Here is a 19,745-nt window from a genome sequence, read left to right on the forward strand (position 1 = left end):
AATGAATTGACAATTCCTCCCGATTCCGAAAGGATCGGGATGTTTTGTTTTAAGGCATTTACTACTTTGCAGGCTAAATTGCCGCAATGAATCGCTGTTTTGCCCTTTTTGCTTTGATGCTTATCTGCTCACTTGGTTTCTCCCAGGAAAAGAAAGGAATTCTGTCTGGTCCGATGTTAGGACAGGTGGAACTTCGTACTGCCCGAATCTGGCTGGAAGCGGGTGAAGATGTAAATAGTGTTGCCATCCGATACTGGAAACAGGGTGATAAGACGGATGTGCGAACAAAATCCGTTACCGGTCAGGTAAATGGGGATTTCAAGCCCTTGCAGGTAGAGATCGGCGGGCTGGAGCCTGATACGAGATATGATTACACTATCCTTTATAATGGAGCAGAATCAGGGAAAGGAGGCAGTTTCAGGACAAAGGAACTATGGCAGTGGCGAAAACCAGCCCCCGATGTTCATTTCCTTGCGGGTTCATGTACTTATTTCAATGAGCCAAAATATGACAGACCGGGGAAACCATATGGACAGGATTCCAGCATATTCAAAACGATGGCAGGAGAACAGGCTGATTTCATGCTCTGGCTGGGTGATAACTGGTATACACGTGAAGTAGATTATTCAAGTGAATGGGGACTTTGGTACCGGGCCAGCCGAGATCGCAGTCATGAAATCCTACAACCATTCCTTAAGGCAATGCCTCATTATGCGATCTGGGATGACCATGATTTTGGTCCCAATGATATGGGTGCAAGCTTTATTTACAATAATCTAAGTCGCGAGATCTTCAAAAACTACTGGGCCAATCCCACTTATGGAAACGGAGAGAAAGGAATCTATACCATGGTTTCCTACAGCGATGTAGACCTGTTTTTACTCGATGATCGCAGTTGGAGAAGTGAGGACAGAACCCCCGCTACCGTAAACGGCCAACCGAATAGTGAAAAAACCATGTTAGGCAGAGAACAGCTTAACTGGCTCAAGCAGGCTTTGCGATTTAGCCGGGCCAGTTTTAAGATCATTGTTGTGGGAAGCCAGGTGCTGAATCCGGCCTCGCCATACGATAAATTACTTGATTACCCCGCCGATTATAATGAGCTGATGGAATTCTTTGATAAAGAGAAGATAAATGGAGTTTTATTCATGACTGGCGACCGCCATCATTCAGAGATTATCCGAGTGAATCGCCAGGGTAATTATCCTCTTTATGATATTACGGTTTCCCCCCTCACATCCGGAACCCATGTATTCGGAAAAGAGGAACGCGACAATCCTTTCCGTATATTCGGACTAGACCAGAAACAGAACTACGGCAGGATCTCGGTTACGGGTAATCGTGGAGAACGGAAACTAGCAATCTCCTTCCGTGGTCTTAAAGGAGAAGAGCTTGGCAAATGGTCAGTTACCGAAAAGGAATTAAGGCAATCCAATCAATAAGACATGACGGTATCTTTTTCTTATGATAAAAAGCAGGTGATTCAGGCGCTGCGCTACCATTTTATGACACGCCCTGAAATCCGGATCCTTGTGATCCTCATAAACGTTTTCACCATTGCAGCTGCTTTGCTCCTTTACATGAAAAAGATCCATCCCTTTTCCTTCCTGATTTTTTCAACGCTGTGGCTGACCTTAATGCTGGTGGTTTGGATAATACTCCCCAACAGCATCTATAAACGATCTCATACATTCAGGGATTCTTTCTTCCTTTCATTCAATGAAGAGGAGGTAGTGTTACAAACAGAAAGAGGCAACCAAAGCTGGCCCTGGCAGAGGTTTAGCAAGTTTGTTGAAACACCCTATTTTTTTCATCTTTATTTCAATAACCGTTCATTTTTCCTTGTGCCCAAAGATGCATTTGATAATATCCCTGACCAGCAGGCAACCAGGGAACTGATCAGGAATAAGATCGGCAAGTCGGCCTGATGCCAATTTGTATCACAATTTCTTGGTAAGATGAGTGCAAAAAGGATGATATGGGGGCACAAGGAATTGTTTTGACAGGAGAAAACCTTAAATTGCCAGATTAAGATTTCTGATCACTTTATGGCTAAAGTAAGCTTCAACAACAAGAACAACTCGTTTTTTAATTCCCTGAAACTAAACGTTGACAATTATTTCAAAGAGAATAACATTCCGAAAACCGGCAACGCAAGTTTATATATTAAGACGCTTGTGCTGATACCTTCTGCCGTACTAATGTACCTCGCATTGGTTTTGTTCCCAACACTTCCTGAATATATATTGATTTCATTATGCATTTTGTTAGGCGCTGTTCTCGCAAGTATTGGATTCAATGTTATGCATGACGCCTGTCATGGTTGTTATTCTTCGAAAAAATGGGTGAATGACCTGCTTGGCTTGTCGTTGAACGGGCTTGGAGGAAATGCTTTTATCTGGAAATTCAAACACAATATCCTGCACCACACTTATACCAATGTGGATGGTATGGATGATGATATCGCAAAGAGTCCAATGATGCGTCAATGTCGCACTCAAAAATGGGTACCGGCACACCGCTTTCAGCATATTTATGTGCTCGGTGTATATGCAATTTCATCCTTTGCCTGGGTGTTTATGATGGACTTCAACAAATATCTTAAGCAGCGGGTTATTAATACGCCATTGCAGAAGATGAGCGTAGCTGATCATATTGTTTTCTGGCTGAGTAAATTACTCTATGCAATTTTTTATATTGCCATCCCCGTTTCGGTTTACGGTTGGGGTGCCTGGGCAATAGGATTTGCTACCATGCATGTTTTCCTGGGACTTACACTTGCCCTCGTTTTTCAATTAGCACATGTTGTTGAACATGCAGAATTTGAAATGGTATCGGGTGAACATACTCAAATTGAAAATGCCTGGGCCGAACACCAGGTACGCTCAACTGCAAATTTTGCTCCCCGTAACCGGTTCATCAATTGGTATGTGGGGGGATTGAATTACCAGGTAGAGCATCATCTTTTTCCCCGTATCAGTCATGTTCATTATCAAGCCATAAGCCCGATTGTTGAGAAGACATGTAAGGAATATGGCCTTCCCTATAATAGTTATCCAACTATGACTGCTTCACTGATGTCACATTTCAGGATGATGAAAGCCCTTGGGGAGAAACCATAAGAAGATCTATCTGGGTTTGTATTTTGCGCCATCAAGTATCTCCCGTGGAGTTTTTTTCATCAATTCAGCCGGAGTGGTAGCTGGATTTTTTTCGATATAACTTTCAACTATCCTCTTTCCGATCCATTGACCAACATTTCCAGGTGCTGCAGGAGGGAAACCCTGAATTCCCGGCGCATCTCCAATATACATCTGTATAATTCCAGGTTCCATTGAATAAAGATGATCATTTTGTAAAATAAGGTTCCATACCACACCCTCATTGTCTTTAACCCATTCAACCTGATTAGCAGTAAATCCTGTCTTGATGCTGTCTGCAGTTTCTGGAAGGAGTTTGTCCTGCAACCACCAGTATTTACCTTTCTCAACCATTTGTTCTACCAGTGGAAAACCCTGGCTTTTGTCGGGGTACAAATCTTCTATAACTGCTTTAATAGTATTGGTAACGATGTATTGTTTTTCAAACCGGCGCGATATATAAGCAGGAAATATTTCCTGACCCATAGTTGAAGTGTAGAATGGAAAATCTTTGCCGGCATACAACTGTAGTCCGATAGCGATTGCATTTTGCGTGATTGCCACACCAGGAGCATCAAAGGGCCCCAGATAACTGATGAATTTCGGAACCTGATAATCTGGAAAATAATATTTGACATACCTGAACGCCTCATTTAGTTCCTCTTCCGTTTCACCCATGTTTGTGAATTCATTTTTAATAGATTTATAAACCCCATGGTAGGATGTAAAGAAAAGCCTGTTTGCAACCGGCCATAAGGCATTGGAATCGACCATGGGCCCTGCTCCAAGGATATTCTGAGTGAAATCATTAATGAATAGGGGGTATTTGGATGCAAGCCCCTTCATACCTGCTTCCAGGGAATTAGAATCAAGGGCAAAATAATCTTTATCGAATCTTTCTATTTTGGTGTTGACTTTGATGCCGGATACATCCGGGGTCCTGGAACCCGCTCCACCACAGGAATACAGGAATAATGTGATTATGAAAATTATGCTGCTGTATTTCATGCGCAAGAAACGTTTGATAAGTAGTTTTGTTGTGTAAATTTAATAGATGAGAATCGCACTGGCACAACAGAATTATCATATCGGAAATTTCTCCGCTAATACAGAGAAGATCATTAATGCAATTAATAAGGCAGAGAGGGAGGGTGCTGACCTTGTTGTATTTTCAGAACTCAGTATCTGTGGATATCCGCCCCGCGACTTCCTTGAGTTCGAAGACTTTATCAATAAATGTAATTCTGCCATAGAAGATATAAAACCCCACACTAAAAATATTGGTGTGATCATTGGTTCGCCAGCCATCAATCCGGTTAGGGAGGGAAAGGATCTCTTTAATGCGGCATGGCTTATTCATGAAGCCGAGGTAAAGGGAGTGGCACATAAGACCTGCCTTCCAACCTATGATGTATTTGATGAGTACCGCTATTTTGAACCTGGTTATGAGTGGAATGTTATTCCCTTTAAGGGCAGACGAATAGCATTGACTATTTGTGAAGATATCTGGGCATTGAGTGAAAATCCATTATACCGGATTTCTCCCATGGACCAGCTAATGCCACAGCATCCCGACCTGATGATCAATATATCTGCATCTCCTTTTGATTATGATCATGATGAAGACAGAAAGGAAGTAGTTAGGGCAAATGTCCTTAAATACAAGATGCCGATGGTTTATTGTAATTGTGTGGGATCGCAAACAGAGATAGTATTTGACGGTGGCAGCCTGGTATACGATGCATCCGGAGAACTGATCAGGGAGATGAAATATTTTGAAGAAGATTTTGCTGTGATTGATATAACAAAGTCAGCACCCCGGGCCGAAGGCACCGAGAAATCAATGAGAAAGCTTGATAAGGAGATGCGTGTTTCAAAGGTTAATGATTTCACGAAGATCATTGATTATCTCTGTGATGAAAATAATATAAGGCAGATTTATACAGCGCTGGTGCTGGGCATCCGCGACTACTTCAGTAAGATGGGTTTCAGCAAAGCCATACTTGGAAGCAGCGGGGGCATTGACAGTGCGGTGACACTTGCGCTTGCCTGTGAGGCCCTCGGTGCAGAAAATGTTAGAGCAATTCTGATGCCTTCTCAATTCTCTACAGGGCATTCGGTAGACGATGCTGTAAAACTGAGCAAGAACCTCGGTAATCCATATGACATCATACCCATATCTCCTGTATTTGATGCTTTTATTGAATTGCTTAAACCAGTATTTAACGACCTGCCTTTCAGTGTTGCTGAGGAAAATATTCAAAGCAGAACAAGAGGTAACCTCGTGATGGCAATCTCAAATAAGTTTGGATATATTTTGCTTAATACTTCCAATAAGAGCGAACTGGCAACAGGTTATGGAACGCTTTATGGAGATATGGCTGGTGGACTCAGCGTGTTGGGGGATGTTTATAAAATGCAGGTATTTGCACTGGCAAAATACATCAATCGTGACAGGGAGATAATCCCGAATAATATTCTTGTAAAGCCTCCTTCAGCAGAGTTGAGACCAGGACAAATGGATAGCGATAGCCTTCCTCCTTATGAAATATTGGATAAAGTATTGTATCAATATATTGAAAGGAGAAATGGTCCGCAGGAGCTTATTGCTATGGGTATTGATGAAGCCCTCGTGAACCGGGTTTTGAAGATGGTCAATACCAATGAGTATAAGCGCAACCAGTTTTGTCCCATTATTCGGGTGAGTTCAAAAGCTTTTGGAGTAGGAAGACGAATGCCTATTGTAGGCAAGTATTTAAGTTAGTCAATAAAAATTTAGCCCCCGCATAGAAATGCAGGGGCTTGTTTATGAAATCAGCAGATAAAAAAAAGGTATGGCGATGCTATTATATTAATGCGTTAGTGTAACGTATAATCTCACTGCAAATCCTGAATCAGGATCTGTAGTATCCAGGAATATTTCCATCTTTGAACTACTCAGGCTCTTTATATTCATATCACCTGATAACACTGAACCAGGGTATGTGATGCTAAGTATTTTTTCATTGTCTTTGAACGACCAGCTAAAGGCGGATGTTTGCGGGTCGTTAGGGTCGCATTTGGCAGCACCTTCATTTGCTTCGCCATGACCATCAGTATGAAAGCTGTAAGTATTGTCTTTTTCGCAGGCCTCCAGTGAATAAGGCAGGTCTATAGTGCCATTCTTATCTAAATCAATCCCCACACTGGCGATCTTCCAGGCGCTTACCGTTAGAAGTTCAGTCCTTGATTTGGAAGGACCATCGTCGTTCTTGCTGCAGGAGAGCAGGGCAAAGGACATAATGCAGGCCAATAAAAGCAACGGGTTCCGTATGCTTTTGATCATAAGGGTGGATTTTGATACTAATAACATAAATTCAGAGGTTTTATTGTGATTAAAGATAAATATTACCACTGGCATCTGTTTTGCACATCTTGGCAGAGGAATTGCTTATTTAGAGTTCGTATTTTGCATAAATAAATTTCAGTTATGTTGCCTACTTCGGAAGACATCCGTCAATTAAATGAGAAAATCCAATACCAGGCAGTATTTATTGATCGCCTTCGGGATGAAGTGGCCAGGGTCATTGTTGGTCAGCAGCATATGTTAGACCGCCTGTTAATAGGACTGCTTAGCAATGGTCACGTTCTTCTGGAGGGTGTGCCAGGACTTGCTAAGACCCTAACCATTAAATCACTGGCACAGGCAGTGCATGCGCATTTCAGCAGGATCCAGTTCACCCCCGATCTTCTGCCCGCCGATGTGATCGGTACGATGATCTATCACCAGCAGAGGAATGAATTTGTTGTGAGGAAGGGTCCAATCTTCGCCAATTTCATCCTGGCCGATGAAATCAACCGGGCTCCTGCAAAAGTTCAGAGTGCGCTTCTGGAGGCAATGCAGGAAAGGCAGGTAACCATCGGCGATAGTACTTACCCCCTTGAGGAGCCATTCCTGGTGCTTGCTACACAGAACCCGCTGGAGCAGGAAGGAACATATCCATTACCCGAAGCACAGGTGGATCGATTCATTATGAAAGTAATCGTTGGTTATCCTACCAAGGCAGAGGAGCAAATGATTATCAGGCAGAATGTACAGGGTATGAAAACGCCCAAAGTTCAACAGGTAGTTACCGTTAACGAACTTCTTGAAGCAAGGGAATTGACCCGCAAGATATATATGGACGAAAAGATCGAGCAATATATCCTTGATATCGTTTTTGCAACAAGACAGCCTGATGAGTATGGCCTTTCCAGGTTAAAGCCACTGATATCATATGGCGGGTCGCCCCGTGCCAGTATAAACCTCGCACTTGCATCAAAAGCCTATGCATATTTGTCGAAGCGTGCTTTTGTGATACCTGATGATGTGAAGGCGATCTCGAAAGATGTATTGCGTCACCGAATTGGACTTACCTATGAAGCTGAGGCCGAAAATGTAGATGTTGAACAGATCATTGAGGATATATTGGGAGCAATACAAGTGCCGTGAGAGGTAAGAGGTAAGAGGTAAGATTTATGTTGACTACTACAGAAATATTAAAGAAGGTAAAGGAACTTGAGATCAAGAGCAAGCGACTGACGCGTCATCTTTTTACGGGTGAGTACCATAGTGCGTTTAAGGGTAGAGGTATGTCGTTCAAAGAAGTGAGAGAATATCATGCTGGTGATGATGTTCGCTTTATTGACTGGAATGTTTCTGCACGATTCAATACCACATTCAGTAAGCTGTTTGAGGAAGAGCGCGAACTCACGATGATGTTACTGGTTGATATCAGTGCCAGTTCTTTATTTGGAACAGTTCATGCAAGAAAAAAAGATCTGGTAACTGAAATTGGTGCCATACTCGCATTTTCAGCAATTAGTAATAATGACAAGGCAGGCGCTGTTCTTTTTAGTGATGGCATCGAAAAATATATCCCTCCAAAAAAAGGTCGAGATCATGGACTCTTCATTGTGCGTGAATTACTGACACTGGAGGGCAAGAAGAAGGGAACTGATATAGCTTCAGCACTTCGCTATTTCAACAACACAACAAGGCAGAAGTCGATCCTCTTTGTTTTGAGTGATTTTTTAGACCCGGGATTCTCAGATGCATTAAGGGTAGCCGGAAAGAAGCATGATGTTATTGGCATCAAAGTATATGATCCCATGGATGTTCAACTACCAGAGGTTGGGCTATTGGATGTTGAAGATGCGGAGACCGGCAAACTTGTGCGTATTGACAGTAATGATTATTTAGTAAGAAAATCCTACCAGGAAGAATTCTTCCGTCATACCGAATGGTGCAAGCAGGTATTCCTGCGTGCGGGATGTGATCTGCTTCATATATCTACTAAGGAAGATTATGTGAAAGTGCTGCAGAAATTCTTTATAGGAAGAAGTTAGAACAAGATGTTTAAAAAAGCTATTGCAACAATTGGATTCCTGTTACTGGTGATTGCCTGTATACCCTTGCAGGCACAGGATATTCGCGTGAAGGCATCTGTGAATAAAGATAGGATCCTCATAGGTGAACATATAGTGCTGCAGTTAGAAGCGGAGGTTCCTGCGGGTTCTGACCTGAAATGGTTCCGGACCGATTCCATTCCATCATTTGAATATGTTGACCGGGACCCTGTTGATACAACAAGCAGTGTATCTGGTAATCTCTACCGCCAGATGCTTATTATTACCTCCTTCGATTCCGGCAGCCTGGTAATTCCTAGAATGTCCCTAACGGTTAATAATAGTCGCTACCTTACCGATTCGATCAATATCGAAGTTGGCTATAGTCCGGTAGAAGCTAACCAACCCTATCACGACATCAAGGATATAATAGATGTACCCGAGGTAGAGCCCATGTACATAAATTATATAATTGCCGTGGCTACCATACTGGCAATTGCAGCCCTGATCTGGTATTTGCGGCGCCGTAAAACATCAAAGCAGGGAGATGCAGCCCCATCTGTTACCATCTCGCCCTTTGAAAAGGCCATGGCAGCGCTTTCCGCAATGAAGGGTTATGATCACCTTGATGCGCCCGGATTAAAAAATTATTATATCCGGATAAACGACATACTCCGCGATTATTTCCGTGAACGCAACCTTGTAAATTCTCCGGATAGTTCTAATGAAAAACTTGTTGTGGCCGTTAAGCAGAGATTGGATACGGAGACTGTTTATCGTCTTGCGCAATCGCTAAGGCTGGCTGATGCAGTTAAGTTTGCTAAGTATCTTCCTGATGGGCAGGAAACACATAAAGTGTATGATGATATACATTCAACTATCCGGATAGTGGAAGAATCTTACCTGCAGGAAGAGGCCTTAAAAAGACAGGAAGCCATTCGTCAGGAACAATTAAAACAAAATAAAAATTAGGATACTTGATAACAAGGTATTTCGATAGTATCAATTTTGCCTGGCCATGGATGTTATGGTTGCTCCTGCTATTGCCCTTACTTGTATTATGGTACTGGAAAAAGCAGGCCGATCGCCGTGCAGCAATGGTGGTATCATCTACAAGCGTATTGGAAAAAACACGTAGCGGATGGAAAAGAAAATTTTACCATCTCCCCTTTATTCTAAGACTATTGACCCTGGCTTGTATTATACTCGCATTGGCCAGGCCCCAAACACGGTTTGATGAGGAACAGGTAAGTGGTGAAGGGGTGGATATCATTCTTTGTATTGATGTAAGCGGAAGTATGCTGGCCCAGGATTTTTCGCCAAATCGCCTCGAAGCTGCCAAGCAGGTTGCTGCGGAGTTTGTTGACTCACGTAAAACCGACAGGGTGGGAGTGGTTATATTTTCTGGTGAAAGTTTTACTATTTGTCCAATTACCACAGATAAGGCAGTGCTTAAAAGCCAGATATATGGTATTCAAAGTGGACTACTTGAAGATGGAACAGCCATTGGATCGGGACTGGCTACAAGTTCTGACAGGTTGCGCACCAGCAAGGCAAAGAGCAAGGTGGTGATACTGCTTACTGATGGAGAGAACAATGGTGGACAGATACCGCCTGTAACTGCAAAAGAGATCGCAAAAAGACTTGGTATCAGGGTTTATACAATTGGTGTTGGAACAGACGGATATGCACCCATTCCAGTTCAGGCCGATGATGGCAGCGTTCAGATGCAAAGGGAGAAAGTGAATATTGATGAAAAGCTGCTTACACAGATAGCAAATGAAACAGGTGGCCGCTATTTCCGGGCCCAGGACAATGAAAGCCTTGAGCGAATTTATGAGGAAATTGACCAGCTTGAAAAATCAACGATAGAAGTTAGCGCCATGCGACGCTATACTGAGAAGTTCCTGCCACTGGCATTGGCGGCCATTGTATTCCTGTTTCTGGAATGGTTGCTCCGCCTTACGATCCTGCGTAAGTTTCCTTAAAGGGATTGAAGTACATTCGCAGAGAATTTTTATCATGAAGGCTAGAGTGTATAAGAGTACGGGATCCTGGTATATCCTCAAAGATGAGGCTGGCAATCAATATAATGGCCGCATCAAGGGCATTCTTAAGATCGATGGCATCACTTCCACCAATCCAATTGCAGTGGGCGACTGGGTGGATGTTGAGCATGAAAACGAAGGGGAGAAGACTGTGACTATTACGGCTATACATGACCGTGTAAATTATATTGCCCGGGTTTCACCTCACCGGAAAGTGCAGCATCATATCATTTCTTCCAATCTTGACCAGGCATTACTATTTGCTACTTTGCGGGAGCCCAGAACATCCCAGGGTTTTATCGATCGATTCCTGATCACCGCAGAGGCTTATCATATTCCGGCTATCATCGTATTCAATAAAGCCGATATATACCGCGATAAGGAAATGGAAAAGTATGCAGAACTCGAAGAGGTATATACTGCCGTTGGTTACAAGACGCTGCTCATCAGTGTAAAAGATAGAATTGGCACAGAAGAGCTGCGAAATTTGCTTCATAATAAAACAACCCTTATCAGCGGACATTCAGGGGTGGGTAAATCAACATTTATAAATGCCGTGTTTCCCGATATGGCACTCCGCACACAGGAAGTGAGTGGCTGGAGCGGTAAAGGCCTTCATACTACAACATTCGCGGAAATGTTTGATATACCAGGAGGAGGTAGCATAATCGATACTCCCGGTATACGCGAATTGGGATTGGTTGGTATTGCCCGCCAGGAACTTTCTCACTATTTCCCGGAAATGCGAAAGCTTATAAATGATTGCCAGTTCAACAATTGCCTGCATATGAATGAGCCGGGCTGTGCGGTAAAGGAAGCAGTTAATAAAGGGGAAATCAGCATTGATCGCTATGTAAGTTATTGCACCATTCTTGATAGCATTGATGATAAGAATTACTGATAAAAAAACCTGTACCATTTAAGGTACAGGTCTCTGTTGTATGAAATCGTTATAGTTTATTTCTCCATTTTATTTTCCAATCCTGTATAGTTTTCCACCATCAGTAACTGCATAGAGTGCACCATCCTTACCCTGTGTAACATCCCTGAATCTTTCTCCCACACCAGGCAGAATTCTTTCTTCACCCACTACTTTATTATTTTCAATCACCAGGCGGGCAATATGCGTACTGCTGAGGCCACCAATGAAAAGATTATTCTTCCACTCCGGAATCGCATCACCTGTGTAGAAGGTCATACCGGCAGGAGAAAGAACAGGATCCCAATAATAAACTGGCTGTTCCATTCCTTCTTTTTGCTGGATCACATCACCGATGGAGCCACCAGAATATTCAATACCATAAGTTATAACTGGCCATCCATAATTTTTTCCTGGTTGGATAAGATTCAGTTCATCTCCACCCCTTGGTCCGAATTCGGCTTCCCAGAGATCACCGGTTACGGGATGGAAAGCCAGACTTTGAACATTCCGATGGCCATATGAATAAATCTCTGGCCTTGCGTTGGCATTATCGAGGAAAGGATTACCGGGAGCTGGTTTACCATCCGGCGTTATACGGATGATTTTTCCCAATCCTGATTTGAGGTCCTGCGCCTGCGGCCTGGTTTCTTTGTCGCTCCTCTCGCCTGTGCTAAAAATGATATTTCCCGTTTTATCAAAAAGGATACGCGATCCATAATGGAGGGTTCCTTTATATGCCGGCGCTGCACGATAAATTACGGTAGCGTTCTCAACCGTTTTTTCATCATCTGACAACCGGCCCTTGGCTACTGATGTAAGGGAGCCTCCCTCCGTATCTTCCGAAAAAGTCCAGAATATAGTTCTGTTTGTAGCAAATGATGGGTCAAGAACAAGTCCCAGTAATCCGCCTTGTCCCTTTGAGTTGACGGGGGGAAGACCTGTAATAGCCGGACTAATTTCGCCTGCGGTAGTGGCAATCCGCATGGTGCCACCTTTTTCATTGATCAGCAATCTTCCATCGGGAAGGCTGATTACTGCCCAGGGGCTTTTAAGTCCGCTTCCTATAACCTTGCCTTCATAGGCGGTTTTTGTTTTAACGCCCGCTATGCGTGTTTGCCCCGCAAAGGCAGGTTTGTAATTGGTATTGGGGGATTTTGTTTCCACCGGTGCCAGAATAGTATCACCTCCTGTGGTAACTGTAGGCGTGGTGGTACTGGTTTGAGAACTGCAGGCTGATGCTATCAGGGTTATACCCGAAGCGAGCATTAATGCTATCTTATTCATAATCACAATAATTGTTGACAATTGGTTACAGGTGTAAACTTAACAATTAATCAATATTGCTGTTCAGTAATTATGAGTCAGTGCAAAAGCAGTGCCCTGATAATGTACAACACAATAATTCAGGAAATATATTTCCTGGCAGTGTTTACCCAGAGTTTTGACTCCAGAAAACTTGCCACCTCGGCAACTGCCTTGTTTTCTTTGGCTATCGCTTTTTGAGCCTGTTTAGGGTAAAGGCAGATGCCTGTATAAATATTGTAGTGGAGACTAAGTGGATGACCTTTATAGCTGAAGTCCCAGATCAGGGAATCAAAGTCATCAAGTTTGTTGATGAACCTTATTTTTAATTCTTCTGCGAGCAGGTTGGCAACTTCGTAAAATCTTTTCAGTCCGCCATCTTCATCGATCACGGCTTCCGTGAAGCCGTCGTGAGTGTGGAGTACGGGGCACATATTGTAGGATTTAGGTAACGGTTTCATGCTGCGCAAGATCCATAGTGGATTCACCATGTGACCGGCACGGCTCCGAATCAGGCTTTGAACTTTTTTGCCTTTGGTACTTTCTCCCCACTCATCAAACGCTCGGCACCAACTGCTTTCCCATTGGCCGGGCACCCGGTTTTGGGCTTGAAAACACTGCAGGATGCCAGTCCCAGAACCAAAACAGCTGAAAGAAGGAATAAACCTGAACGGACAGATCTCATATCACTTTTATTTAATAACGTATGTGAAGTGAAAATAGTATGCCAGAATCTGTGCAGATTGTTAAACTCCTTCCTTTCCTTCAACCTGGTTGCGGAACCAGTCTGAATAACGTATATAATTGTTGGCGATACGGTCAATTTCGCCATGTATCAGGTCCTGTGAGATATCTTTCACTTTTTTGGCTGGAACTCCGGCGTAAATGCTACCGGCATCACAAATGGTTCCCTCTAATACCACGGCCCCTGCAGCAATAATAGTATTGCTATGAACAACCGCATTATCCATTACAATGGATCCCATTCCCACCAATACATTATCATGGATAGTGCAGCCATGTACAATAGCATTGTGACCAATAGAAACATTATTACCAATGATCGCTTTTGTTTTCTGGAATGTAGCGTGGATCACCGCACCGTCCTGCACATTAACCTTATTGCCCATGCGAATGCTGTTCACATCACCACGCACTACAGCGTTGAACCAGAAACTACATTGATGGCCTGTTACAACATCGCCCACAATAGTGGCATTGGGTGCAATGAAACAGTCGGAACCAAATTTGGGATAAACCCCTTCAACATGAAGTATTAAAGACATATGGGAGATTTAAGATTTAAGAGGTAAGAAGTAAGATTTAAGATCTACAAATATCATGATCTTTGCCTAATAGAATTATTATGAATCAGCGTGAGCTATTCCTGAAGCATGTAGCCCAAACATCACCTGCACCTATGGCATTGGAGATAGTTAAAGCAAAGGGGGTATTTTTGAAGGACAAGGCAGGTAAAAAATATTTAGACCTTATTTCCGGCATCAGCGTTTGCAATGTAGGGCATTGTCATCCGAAAGTTATAAAGGCCATACGCCGTCAGTCGGCCGATTATCTTCACCTGCTTGTATATGGAGAGTTGGTGGAATCACCCCAGGTTCAATATGCTAAACTACTGGCAGATAATCTGCCAACTTCACTCAATAGTATTTATTTCACCAATTCGGGGGCAGAAGCCACTGAGGGCGCTATGAAACTGGCCAAAAGAGTAACTGGCCGTACCAATATCATTTCCTTCAAAAATTCTTATCATGGTTCCACACAGGGTGCCTTGAGCGTGATGGGGGATGAATACTGGCGCAATGCATACCGTCCTTTGTTGCCGGGAATACAGCATCTTGTATATAATGATGTTTCCGTGATAGACCAGATCAATGAACAAACGGCCTGCGTTATCATGGAATCCATCCAGGCAGAGGCCGGCATCAATGCTCCATTGAATGCCTGGTTAACAGCAATCCGTAAACGCTGTTCAGAAACCGGTGCACTGCTTATCATGGATGAAATTCAAACCGGGTTCGGGCGCACAGGTAGGTTGTGGGGATTCCAGCATTTCGATATAGTACCAGATATCATTCTTTTGGGGAAGGCACTCGGCGGTGGAATGCCTTTAGGTGCTTTCGTGGCAGAAAAGTCGTTGATGGATACATTCACGCTGAACCCGGTACTTGGACATATCACCACATTCGGAGGGCATCCGGTTTGTTGTGCGGCGGGGATGGCAGCCATGAAGGTTTTGCTAAACGATGAACTGGTAGAAGAGGTTTATGATAAAGAGATATTGTTCCGTGAACTTCTGCATCATCCCCGGATAATAGAGGTAAGGTCTCGCGGCCTCCTGATGGCCTTGGTATTTGACAGCTTCGAAACAAATAAATGGGTAATCGATAAATGCCTCGAAAAAGGATTACTGACCGACTGGTTCCTGTTTGCACCCGATTGCCTGCGTATAGCACCTCCGCTGACTATATCAAAAAAACAGATCGCAAAAGCATGCAGTATTATTCTCTCTGTTTTGGATGAGATGGAAAACTGATCATTCCACCTCCACGATCACCTCCACTTCAACCGCAATATTATTGGGTAGTGAATTCATGCCAACAGATGATCGGGCATGTTTCCCTTTTTCACCAAAAATGGTCACCATGAAATCTGAATAACCATTCATTACTTTCGGCTGGTCATAAAACTCTCCGGCAGAATTCACCATCCCCAAAACTTTCACGATGCGTTTCACTTTACCAAGGTCACCGAGATAATCTTTTAACACCGCAATATGATTTATTGCCACAAGTTTTGCAGCATCATATCCCTGTTCTATACTTAGATCTTTGCCCAGTTTACCAGTGATCAAACTTTCATCATCCCTTGTCGGCCCTTTCCCTGCCAGGTATAGCAGCTTTCCTGTCTGTACAACATTCACATAATTACCTGCCGGCTTTTTGGGCGCCTGTAATATAACTCCCGCTTTTTTCAGATTTTCTTCCGGTGTTTGTGCTGATGAAATCAATGATGCGAACAGCAGAATTAATAAGACGATCTGTTTCATACCGAGTGTTTTAAAATGAGGCTCTTTTATTTTATTTCAAACCAATGGCCATATATAATAAAGACGCTAATGCGGCACCTATTACCGGACCGGTAATGGGTACCCATGCATATCGCCAGTCGCTGCTTCCTTTAACACCTATGGGTAATACTGCATGTGCTATTCGCGGACCAAGATCTCGTGCCGGATTAATTGCATAGCCGGTTGTGCCACCCAGTGAAAGTCCGATAGCCAGTACTACCAATGCCACTGGTAGCGCATCCAGTGCGCCCAGGCTATTTGTAGGAGATATAATAAGCAATACAAGAAAAAGGAAGATTGTTGTAGCTATGGTTTCTGAGATCAGATTATTTAAGGGGTGCCTTATGGCAGGGCCGGTGGAGAAGATCGCAAGTTTGGCACCCGTATCCTCCGTTATTTCGAAATGGTTCCGGTAAGATAGCCAAACCAGCACCGAGCCTGTGAATGCACCAGCAACCTGTGCGAGTACATAAAAAGGCACATCGCTCCAGCTGAATTTTCCCGTCATGGCAAGGCAAATGGAAACCGCGGGATTCAGGTGGGCACCGCTATATTTCGATACGGCAAACACCGCTGCGAATACCGCCATAGCCCAACCGAAAGTTATCACGATCCATCCTCCATTTTGTCCTTTTGATTTATTTAAAAGCACGTTCGCCACAACGCCATTACCGAAGGCTATGAGGATAGCTGTGCCAATGAATTCTGCCAGGTAAGGATGCATCATATTAGTTTGAATTGGTTGGTATCGGGTTTGGTAAATAATGGGTAGCTGTTTGATTGAATTGATGGATCTGATCTTCTATCCATGCATTGGAATAGCCATATTCAGCAGCCAGAATAGACGCCACCAAAGGCGCGGCTTCGATGGCTGCCTGTGCATCAAGCAAGAGGGCTCTTGTTCGCCTGCTGAGCGCATCTTCAACGGTCATGCACATTTCTTCCTGTGCAGCCCAGGCTATCTGCGCCTTCGTGTAAGGCAGATTTTCATGGATCTTTTCTGCCATCAGGGGCTGATCGTTTTCTATTGCACGGATCTTCTCCAGATCAGTACCGTAATAATAGGCAGGATCTGAATAATCTACCTTTGGGAGAGCCCCATGTATTGGAAGAAACTCCGTTTTGCAGGGCCTGTCCGGAATCATCTTTGCCTCAATGGCAACCTTCAATGCATCTTCCGCCATTTTTCGGTAGGTGGTCCATTTGCCTCCTGTAATACTGATAAGCCCGCTTTCACTTAACTCAATATAATGGTCGCGCGATAATGCCGCCGTATTTTCAGCATCCCCTTTTACAAGTGGCCTTAGTCCTGAAAATACAGATCTCACATCACTTAGTTTTGGCTCATGCTCGAGGTAATTACCAATATTGTCGAGGATGAAATTGATCTCCTCTTCTTTGGGAATCGGCTCAGCCGAAGGGGAGGGTACGGGTATATCAGTAGTACCGATGATCAGCTTATTATGCCATGGTACTGCAAATAATACCCTGCCGTCAGAAGTCTCGGGAATCAGGATTGCAGTATCACCCGGTAAGAAATGTTTATCAACTACAAGATGTGTTCCCTGGCTTAAGGACAGGACAGCTGATTTGGAAGCATCATCCGACTTTCGGAGTATATCTGTAAAAACACCGGTCGCATTTATGACAGTGCCTGCCATCAGCGTATATTCATCACCGTTCAGCTGGTCTGTAATTCTAATGCCTTCAATCTTGCCATCTTTTTTTATCAGTTGCCCGGCCTTCATATAGTTGATCAAAACGGCATTTTGTTCAACGGCGGTTTGTGCCATATTGATGGCCAGCCGGGCATCATCAAACTGTCCATCATGATAAAGAACACCACCTCTTAATCCTTCCTGGTCTAGTGTTGGTGCATGTTGCAAGGCTTCCTCGCGTGATAATATCACGGATGGACCAAGCCCCAGTTTACCTGCCATCCAATCATATATTTTTAAGCCTAGTCCATAGAAAGGACCTTCCCACCATTTATAATTGGGAATGAGAAATGACTGGTCCTTAACGAGGTGGGGAGCATTCTTATGCAGAAGTCCCCTTTCTTTAAGTGCTTCCAGTACCAGTTTTACATTGCCCTGCTGAAGATACCTGACGCCGCCGTGCACCAGTTTGGTTGATCTTGATGATGTGCCTTTCGCAAAATCATACTGCTCTACGAGAATTGTCTTATATCCTCTTGAAGCTGCATCAATGGCTATGCCCAATCCTGTTGCACCGCCACCAATTATGCATATATCCCATTGGGATACTGCTTTCATTTCACTGATCATTTTCGCACGAAGCATGGACAGAAATGTTTTTGTTTTATCGGATTCCTGTACCATCATCGGCCCATGCTATACTGGCACGAATGGCACGTTTCCATTGATTGATTCCCGCTTCCATTTCAGCAGCACTATGTTCAGGAATAAATGTTTTATCGGCTTTCCATTGCTGCTGTATATCGGCTACGCTTTCCCAGTAGCCTACCCCGAGACCGGCGAGATAGGCTGCTCCCAGCGCCGTTGTTTCATATACCTCCGGACGTACTACAGGAACCTGCAGGAGATCACATTGGAATTGCATAAGCAGGTTATTTATAGTGGCGCCACCATCCACTCGAAGCTCGCGGATAGGTAGTCCTGCATCTGACTCCATCGCCTTAAGCACGTCCATTGTCTGGTAGGCAATGCTTTCCAGGCAGGCCCTCGCTATATGGGCTTTACCTGTACCTCTTGTAAGGCCAAATACAGTTCCACGTGCATGCTGGTTCCAATGTGGAGCACCCAGTCCGGCAAAGGCCGGAACAATATATACCCCGTCACTATCTTTTACCCTTCCCGCAAGTTCTTCTATATCTGACGATGACCTGATCAGATGCAGTCCATCACGTAACCACTGTACCAATGCTCCAGCAATAAATATGCTTCCTTCCACGGCATATTCTACCCTGTTATTGATTTTCCATGCTACGGTGGTGAGAAGATTATTGGTTGACCTTACAATTTTTTCACCCGTATGCATAAGCATGAAGCATCCGGTGCCGTATGTATTCTTAACCATTCCAGGTTGAGTACACTGCTGTCCGAACAGGGCAGCCTGCTGGTCGCCGGCAATTCCTGCTAATGGGATATTGGCGTTTTTAACAACGGCCTCACTTACCGCATAGATCCTGCTGCTCTGTATAATTTCAGGTAAGACCGATGCGGGTATATCAAAGAGTTTTAGCAGTTCATCATCCCAGTCACAGGTATTGATGTTCATTAACATTGTTCTGGATGCATTTGAAACATCTGTGACGTGAACTTTTCCATTGGTAAGTTTCCAGGAAAGCCAACTGTCAATTGTGCCAAAGGCGAGTTCACCCTTAACCGCTTTTTCCCTGGCTCCGCTGATATTATCAAGTATCCATTTGAGTTTTGTAGCAGAAAAATAAGCGTCGAGAACAAGCCCTGTTTTTTCCTGAATCACCGGTTCAATTCCGTCTGCTTTTAACTGGTCACAGTAAGCAGCGGTTCTGCGGTCTTGCCAAACTATCGCATTATATATTGGTCTTGATGTAGCACGATCCCAAACTACTGTTGTCTCCCTTTGATTGGTTATGCCAAGAGCAGCAATATCACTGATGGTGAGGGATGCTTTTGCAATGATCTCCGCCAGTACAGAAAACTGTGATGCCCAGATCTCTTCTGCATCATGCTCAACCCATCCAGGCTGAGGGTATAGCTGCGTAAATTCTTTCTGTGCTACCTGGCAGATCATTCCATTCTTGTCAAAAAGAATGGCCCTGGAACTGGTAGTTCCCTGGTCGAGCGAGATGATAAACTTCTCCGGCATGCAAAAGTGTTTTGGCAGAATAAGATAAGCAAAAAACACATGAG

20 protein-coding genes are annotated in these 19,745 nt (G+C 43.8%); 10 read left to right on the top strand and 10 right to left on the bottom strand.

Annotation, left to right across the window (positions count from 1 at the left end; genetic code table 11):
- The first annotated feature begins 86 nt into the window (after window positions 1–86).
- From HY58_RS17565 to HY58_RS17575, 3 genes are all read left to right on the top strand, one after another.
- Window positions 87–1,442, top strand: a complete 1,356-nt coding sequence (locus tag HY58_RS17565; protein WP_052324264.1) for an alkaline phosphatase — start codon at window positions 87–89, stop codon at window positions 1,440–1,442.
- Between the two features lie 3 nt (window positions 1,443–1,445).
- The gene (locus tag HY58_RS17570) at window positions 1,446–1,928 is read left to right on the top strand and encodes a YcxB family protein (protein WP_039135168.1); all 483 of its coding nucleotides are present in this window, start codon (window positions 1,446–1,448) and stop codon (window positions 1,926–1,928) included.
- A gap of 120 nt (window positions 1,929–2,048) precedes the next feature.
- Window positions 2,049–3,122 carry an acyl-CoA desaturase gene (locus HY58_RS17575; protein ID WP_039135171.1) on the top strand — a complete coding sequence of 358 codons (1,074 nt, stop codon included), beginning with the start codon at window positions 2,049–2,051 and terminating at the stop codon, window positions 3,120–3,122.
- 6 nt (window positions 3,123–3,128) lie between these two features.
- Here HY58_RS17575 and HY58_RS17580 read toward each other — a convergent pair whose 3' ends face one another.
- Window positions 3,129–4,148, bottom strand: a complete 1,020-nt coding sequence (locus HY58_RS17580) for a hypothetical protein (protein WP_052324265.1) — start codon at window positions 4,146–4,148, stop codon at window positions 3,129–3,131.
- A gap of 46 nt (window positions 4,149–4,194) precedes the next feature.
- On the opposite strand from HY58_RS17580, the gene HY58_RS17585 reads away from it, so the two are divergent.
- A complete protein-coding gene (locus tag HY58_RS17585) occupies window positions 4,195–5,904 on the top strand; it encodes an NAD+ synthase (protein ID WP_039135173.1) in 1,710 nt (569 codons plus the stop codon).
- Window positions 5,905–5,991: 87 nt separating this feature from the next.
- Here HY58_RS17585 and HY58_RS17590 read toward each other — a convergent pair whose 3' ends face one another.
- The gene (locus HY58_RS17590; RefSeq protein ID WP_172644680.1) at window positions 5,992–6,465 is read right to left on the bottom strand and encodes a lipocalin family protein; all 474 of its coding nucleotides are present in this window, start codon (window positions 6,463–6,465) and stop codon (window positions 5,992–5,994) included.
- 144 nt (window positions 6,466–6,609) lie between these two features.
- Here HY58_RS17590 and HY58_RS17595 point away from each other — a divergent pair, with 144 nt between their 5' ends.
- Genes HY58_RS17595 through rsgA form a run of 5 tightly spaced genes read left to right on the top strand, consistent with a single transcriptional unit; the run spans window position 6,610 to window position 11,456 of the window.
- Window positions 6,610–7,611: a MoxR family ATPase gene (locus HY58_RS17595; RefSeq protein WP_039135178.1), complete on the top strand. Its 1,002-nt coding sequence runs from the start codon at window positions 6,610–6,612 to the stop codon at window positions 7,609–7,611.
- Between the two features lie 26 nt (window positions 7,612–7,637).
- Window positions 7,638–8,507, top strand: coding sequence for a DUF58 domain-containing protein (locus HY58_RS17600; protein WP_039135180.1), 870 nt, complete (start codon window positions 7,638–7,640; stop codon window positions 8,505–8,507).
- A 6-nt stretch (window positions 8,508–8,513) separates the two neighbouring features.
- Window positions 8,514–9,479, top strand: a complete 966-nt coding sequence (locus HY58_RS17605; RefSeq protein ID WP_039135183.1) for a BatD family protein — start codon at window positions 8,514–8,516, stop codon at window positions 9,477–9,479.
- Between the two features lie 5 nt (window positions 9,480–9,484).
- Window positions 9,485–10,495, top strand: coding sequence for a VWA domain-containing protein (locus tag HY58_RS17610; protein WP_039135184.1), 1,011 nt, complete (start codon window positions 9,485–9,487; stop codon window positions 10,493–10,495).
- 34 nt (window positions 10,496–10,529) lie between these two features.
- Complete coding sequence (gene rsgA / locus HY58_RS17615) at window positions 10,530–11,456, top strand: ribosome small subunit-dependent GTPase A (protein ID WP_039135186.1); 927 nt, start codon at window positions 10,530–10,532, stop codon at window positions 11,454–11,456.
- Window positions 11,457–11,525: 69 nt separating this feature from the next.
- Here rsgA and HY58_RS17620 read toward each other — a convergent pair whose 3' ends face one another.
- The 4 genes from HY58_RS17620 to HY58_RS17630 form a co-directional block, all read right to left on the bottom strand.
- Window positions 11,526–12,761, bottom strand: a complete 1,236-nt coding sequence (locus HY58_RS17620) for a PQQ-dependent sugar dehydrogenase (RefSeq protein WP_039135190.1) — start codon at window positions 12,759–12,761, stop codon at window positions 11,526–11,528.
- Between the two features lie 119 nt (window positions 12,762–12,880).
- Window positions 12,881–13,213, bottom strand: a complete 333-nt coding sequence (locus HY58_RS17625) for a DUF3630 family protein (protein ID WP_039135193.1) — start codon at window positions 13,211–13,213, stop codon at window positions 12,881–12,883.
- A gap of 77 nt (window positions 13,214–13,290) precedes the next feature.
- On the bottom strand, window positions 13,291–13,464 hold the full coding sequence (locus HY58_RS19570; RefSeq protein WP_156123747.1) for a hypothetical protein: 174 nt from the start codon (window positions 13,462–13,464) through the stop codon (window positions 13,291–13,293).
- A 61-nt stretch (window positions 13,465–13,525) separates the two neighbouring features.
- Complete coding sequence (locus HY58_RS17630; RefSeq protein WP_039135196.1) at window positions 13,526–14,065, bottom strand: gamma carbonic anhydrase family protein; 540 nt, start codon at window positions 14,063–14,065, stop codon at window positions 13,526–13,528.
- 80 nt (window positions 14,066–14,145) lie between these two features.
- On the opposite strand from HY58_RS17630, the gene HY58_RS17635 reads away from it, so the two are divergent.
- The gene (locus HY58_RS17635) at window positions 14,146–15,333 is read left to right on the top strand and encodes an aspartate aminotransferase family protein (protein ID WP_039135199.1); all 1,188 of its coding nucleotides are present in this window, start codon (window positions 14,146–14,148) and stop codon (window positions 15,331–15,333) included.
- On the opposite strand, the gene HY58_RS17640 is transcribed toward HY58_RS17635, so the two are convergent.
- Genes HY58_RS17640 through glpK form a run of 4 tightly spaced genes read right to left on the bottom strand, consistent with a single transcriptional unit; the run spans window position 15,334 to window position 19,701 of the window.
- A complete protein-coding gene (locus HY58_RS17640; protein WP_039135202.1) occupies window positions 15,334–15,846 on the bottom strand; it encodes a RidA family protein in 513 nt (170 codons plus the stop codon).
- 31 nt (window positions 15,847–15,877) lie between these two features.
- Complete coding sequence (locus HY58_RS17645; RefSeq protein ID WP_039135311.1) at window positions 15,878–16,591, bottom strand: MIP/aquaporin family protein; 714 nt, start codon at window positions 16,589–16,591, stop codon at window positions 15,878–15,880.
- A gap of 4 nt (window positions 16,592–16,595) precedes the next feature.
- Window positions 16,596–18,170, bottom strand: coding sequence for a glycerol-3-phosphate dehydrogenase/oxidase (locus HY58_RS17650; RefSeq protein ID WP_039135315.1), 1,575 nt, complete (start codon window positions 18,168–18,170; stop codon window positions 16,596–16,598).
- A 19-nt stretch (window positions 18,171–18,189) separates the two neighbouring features.
- Window positions 18,190–19,701, bottom strand: a complete 1,512-nt coding sequence (gene glpK / locus HY58_RS17655) for a glycerol kinase GlpK (protein WP_039135205.1) — start codon at window positions 19,699–19,701, stop codon at window positions 18,190–18,192.
- Between the last annotated feature and the right edge of the window lie 44 nt (window positions 19,702–19,745).

The sequence above is a fragment of the Flavihumibacter sp. ZG627 genome, assembly GCF_000814325.1.
Classification (GTDB): domain Bacteria; phylum Bacteroidota; class Bacteroidia; order Chitinophagales; family Chitinophagaceae; genus Flavihumibacter.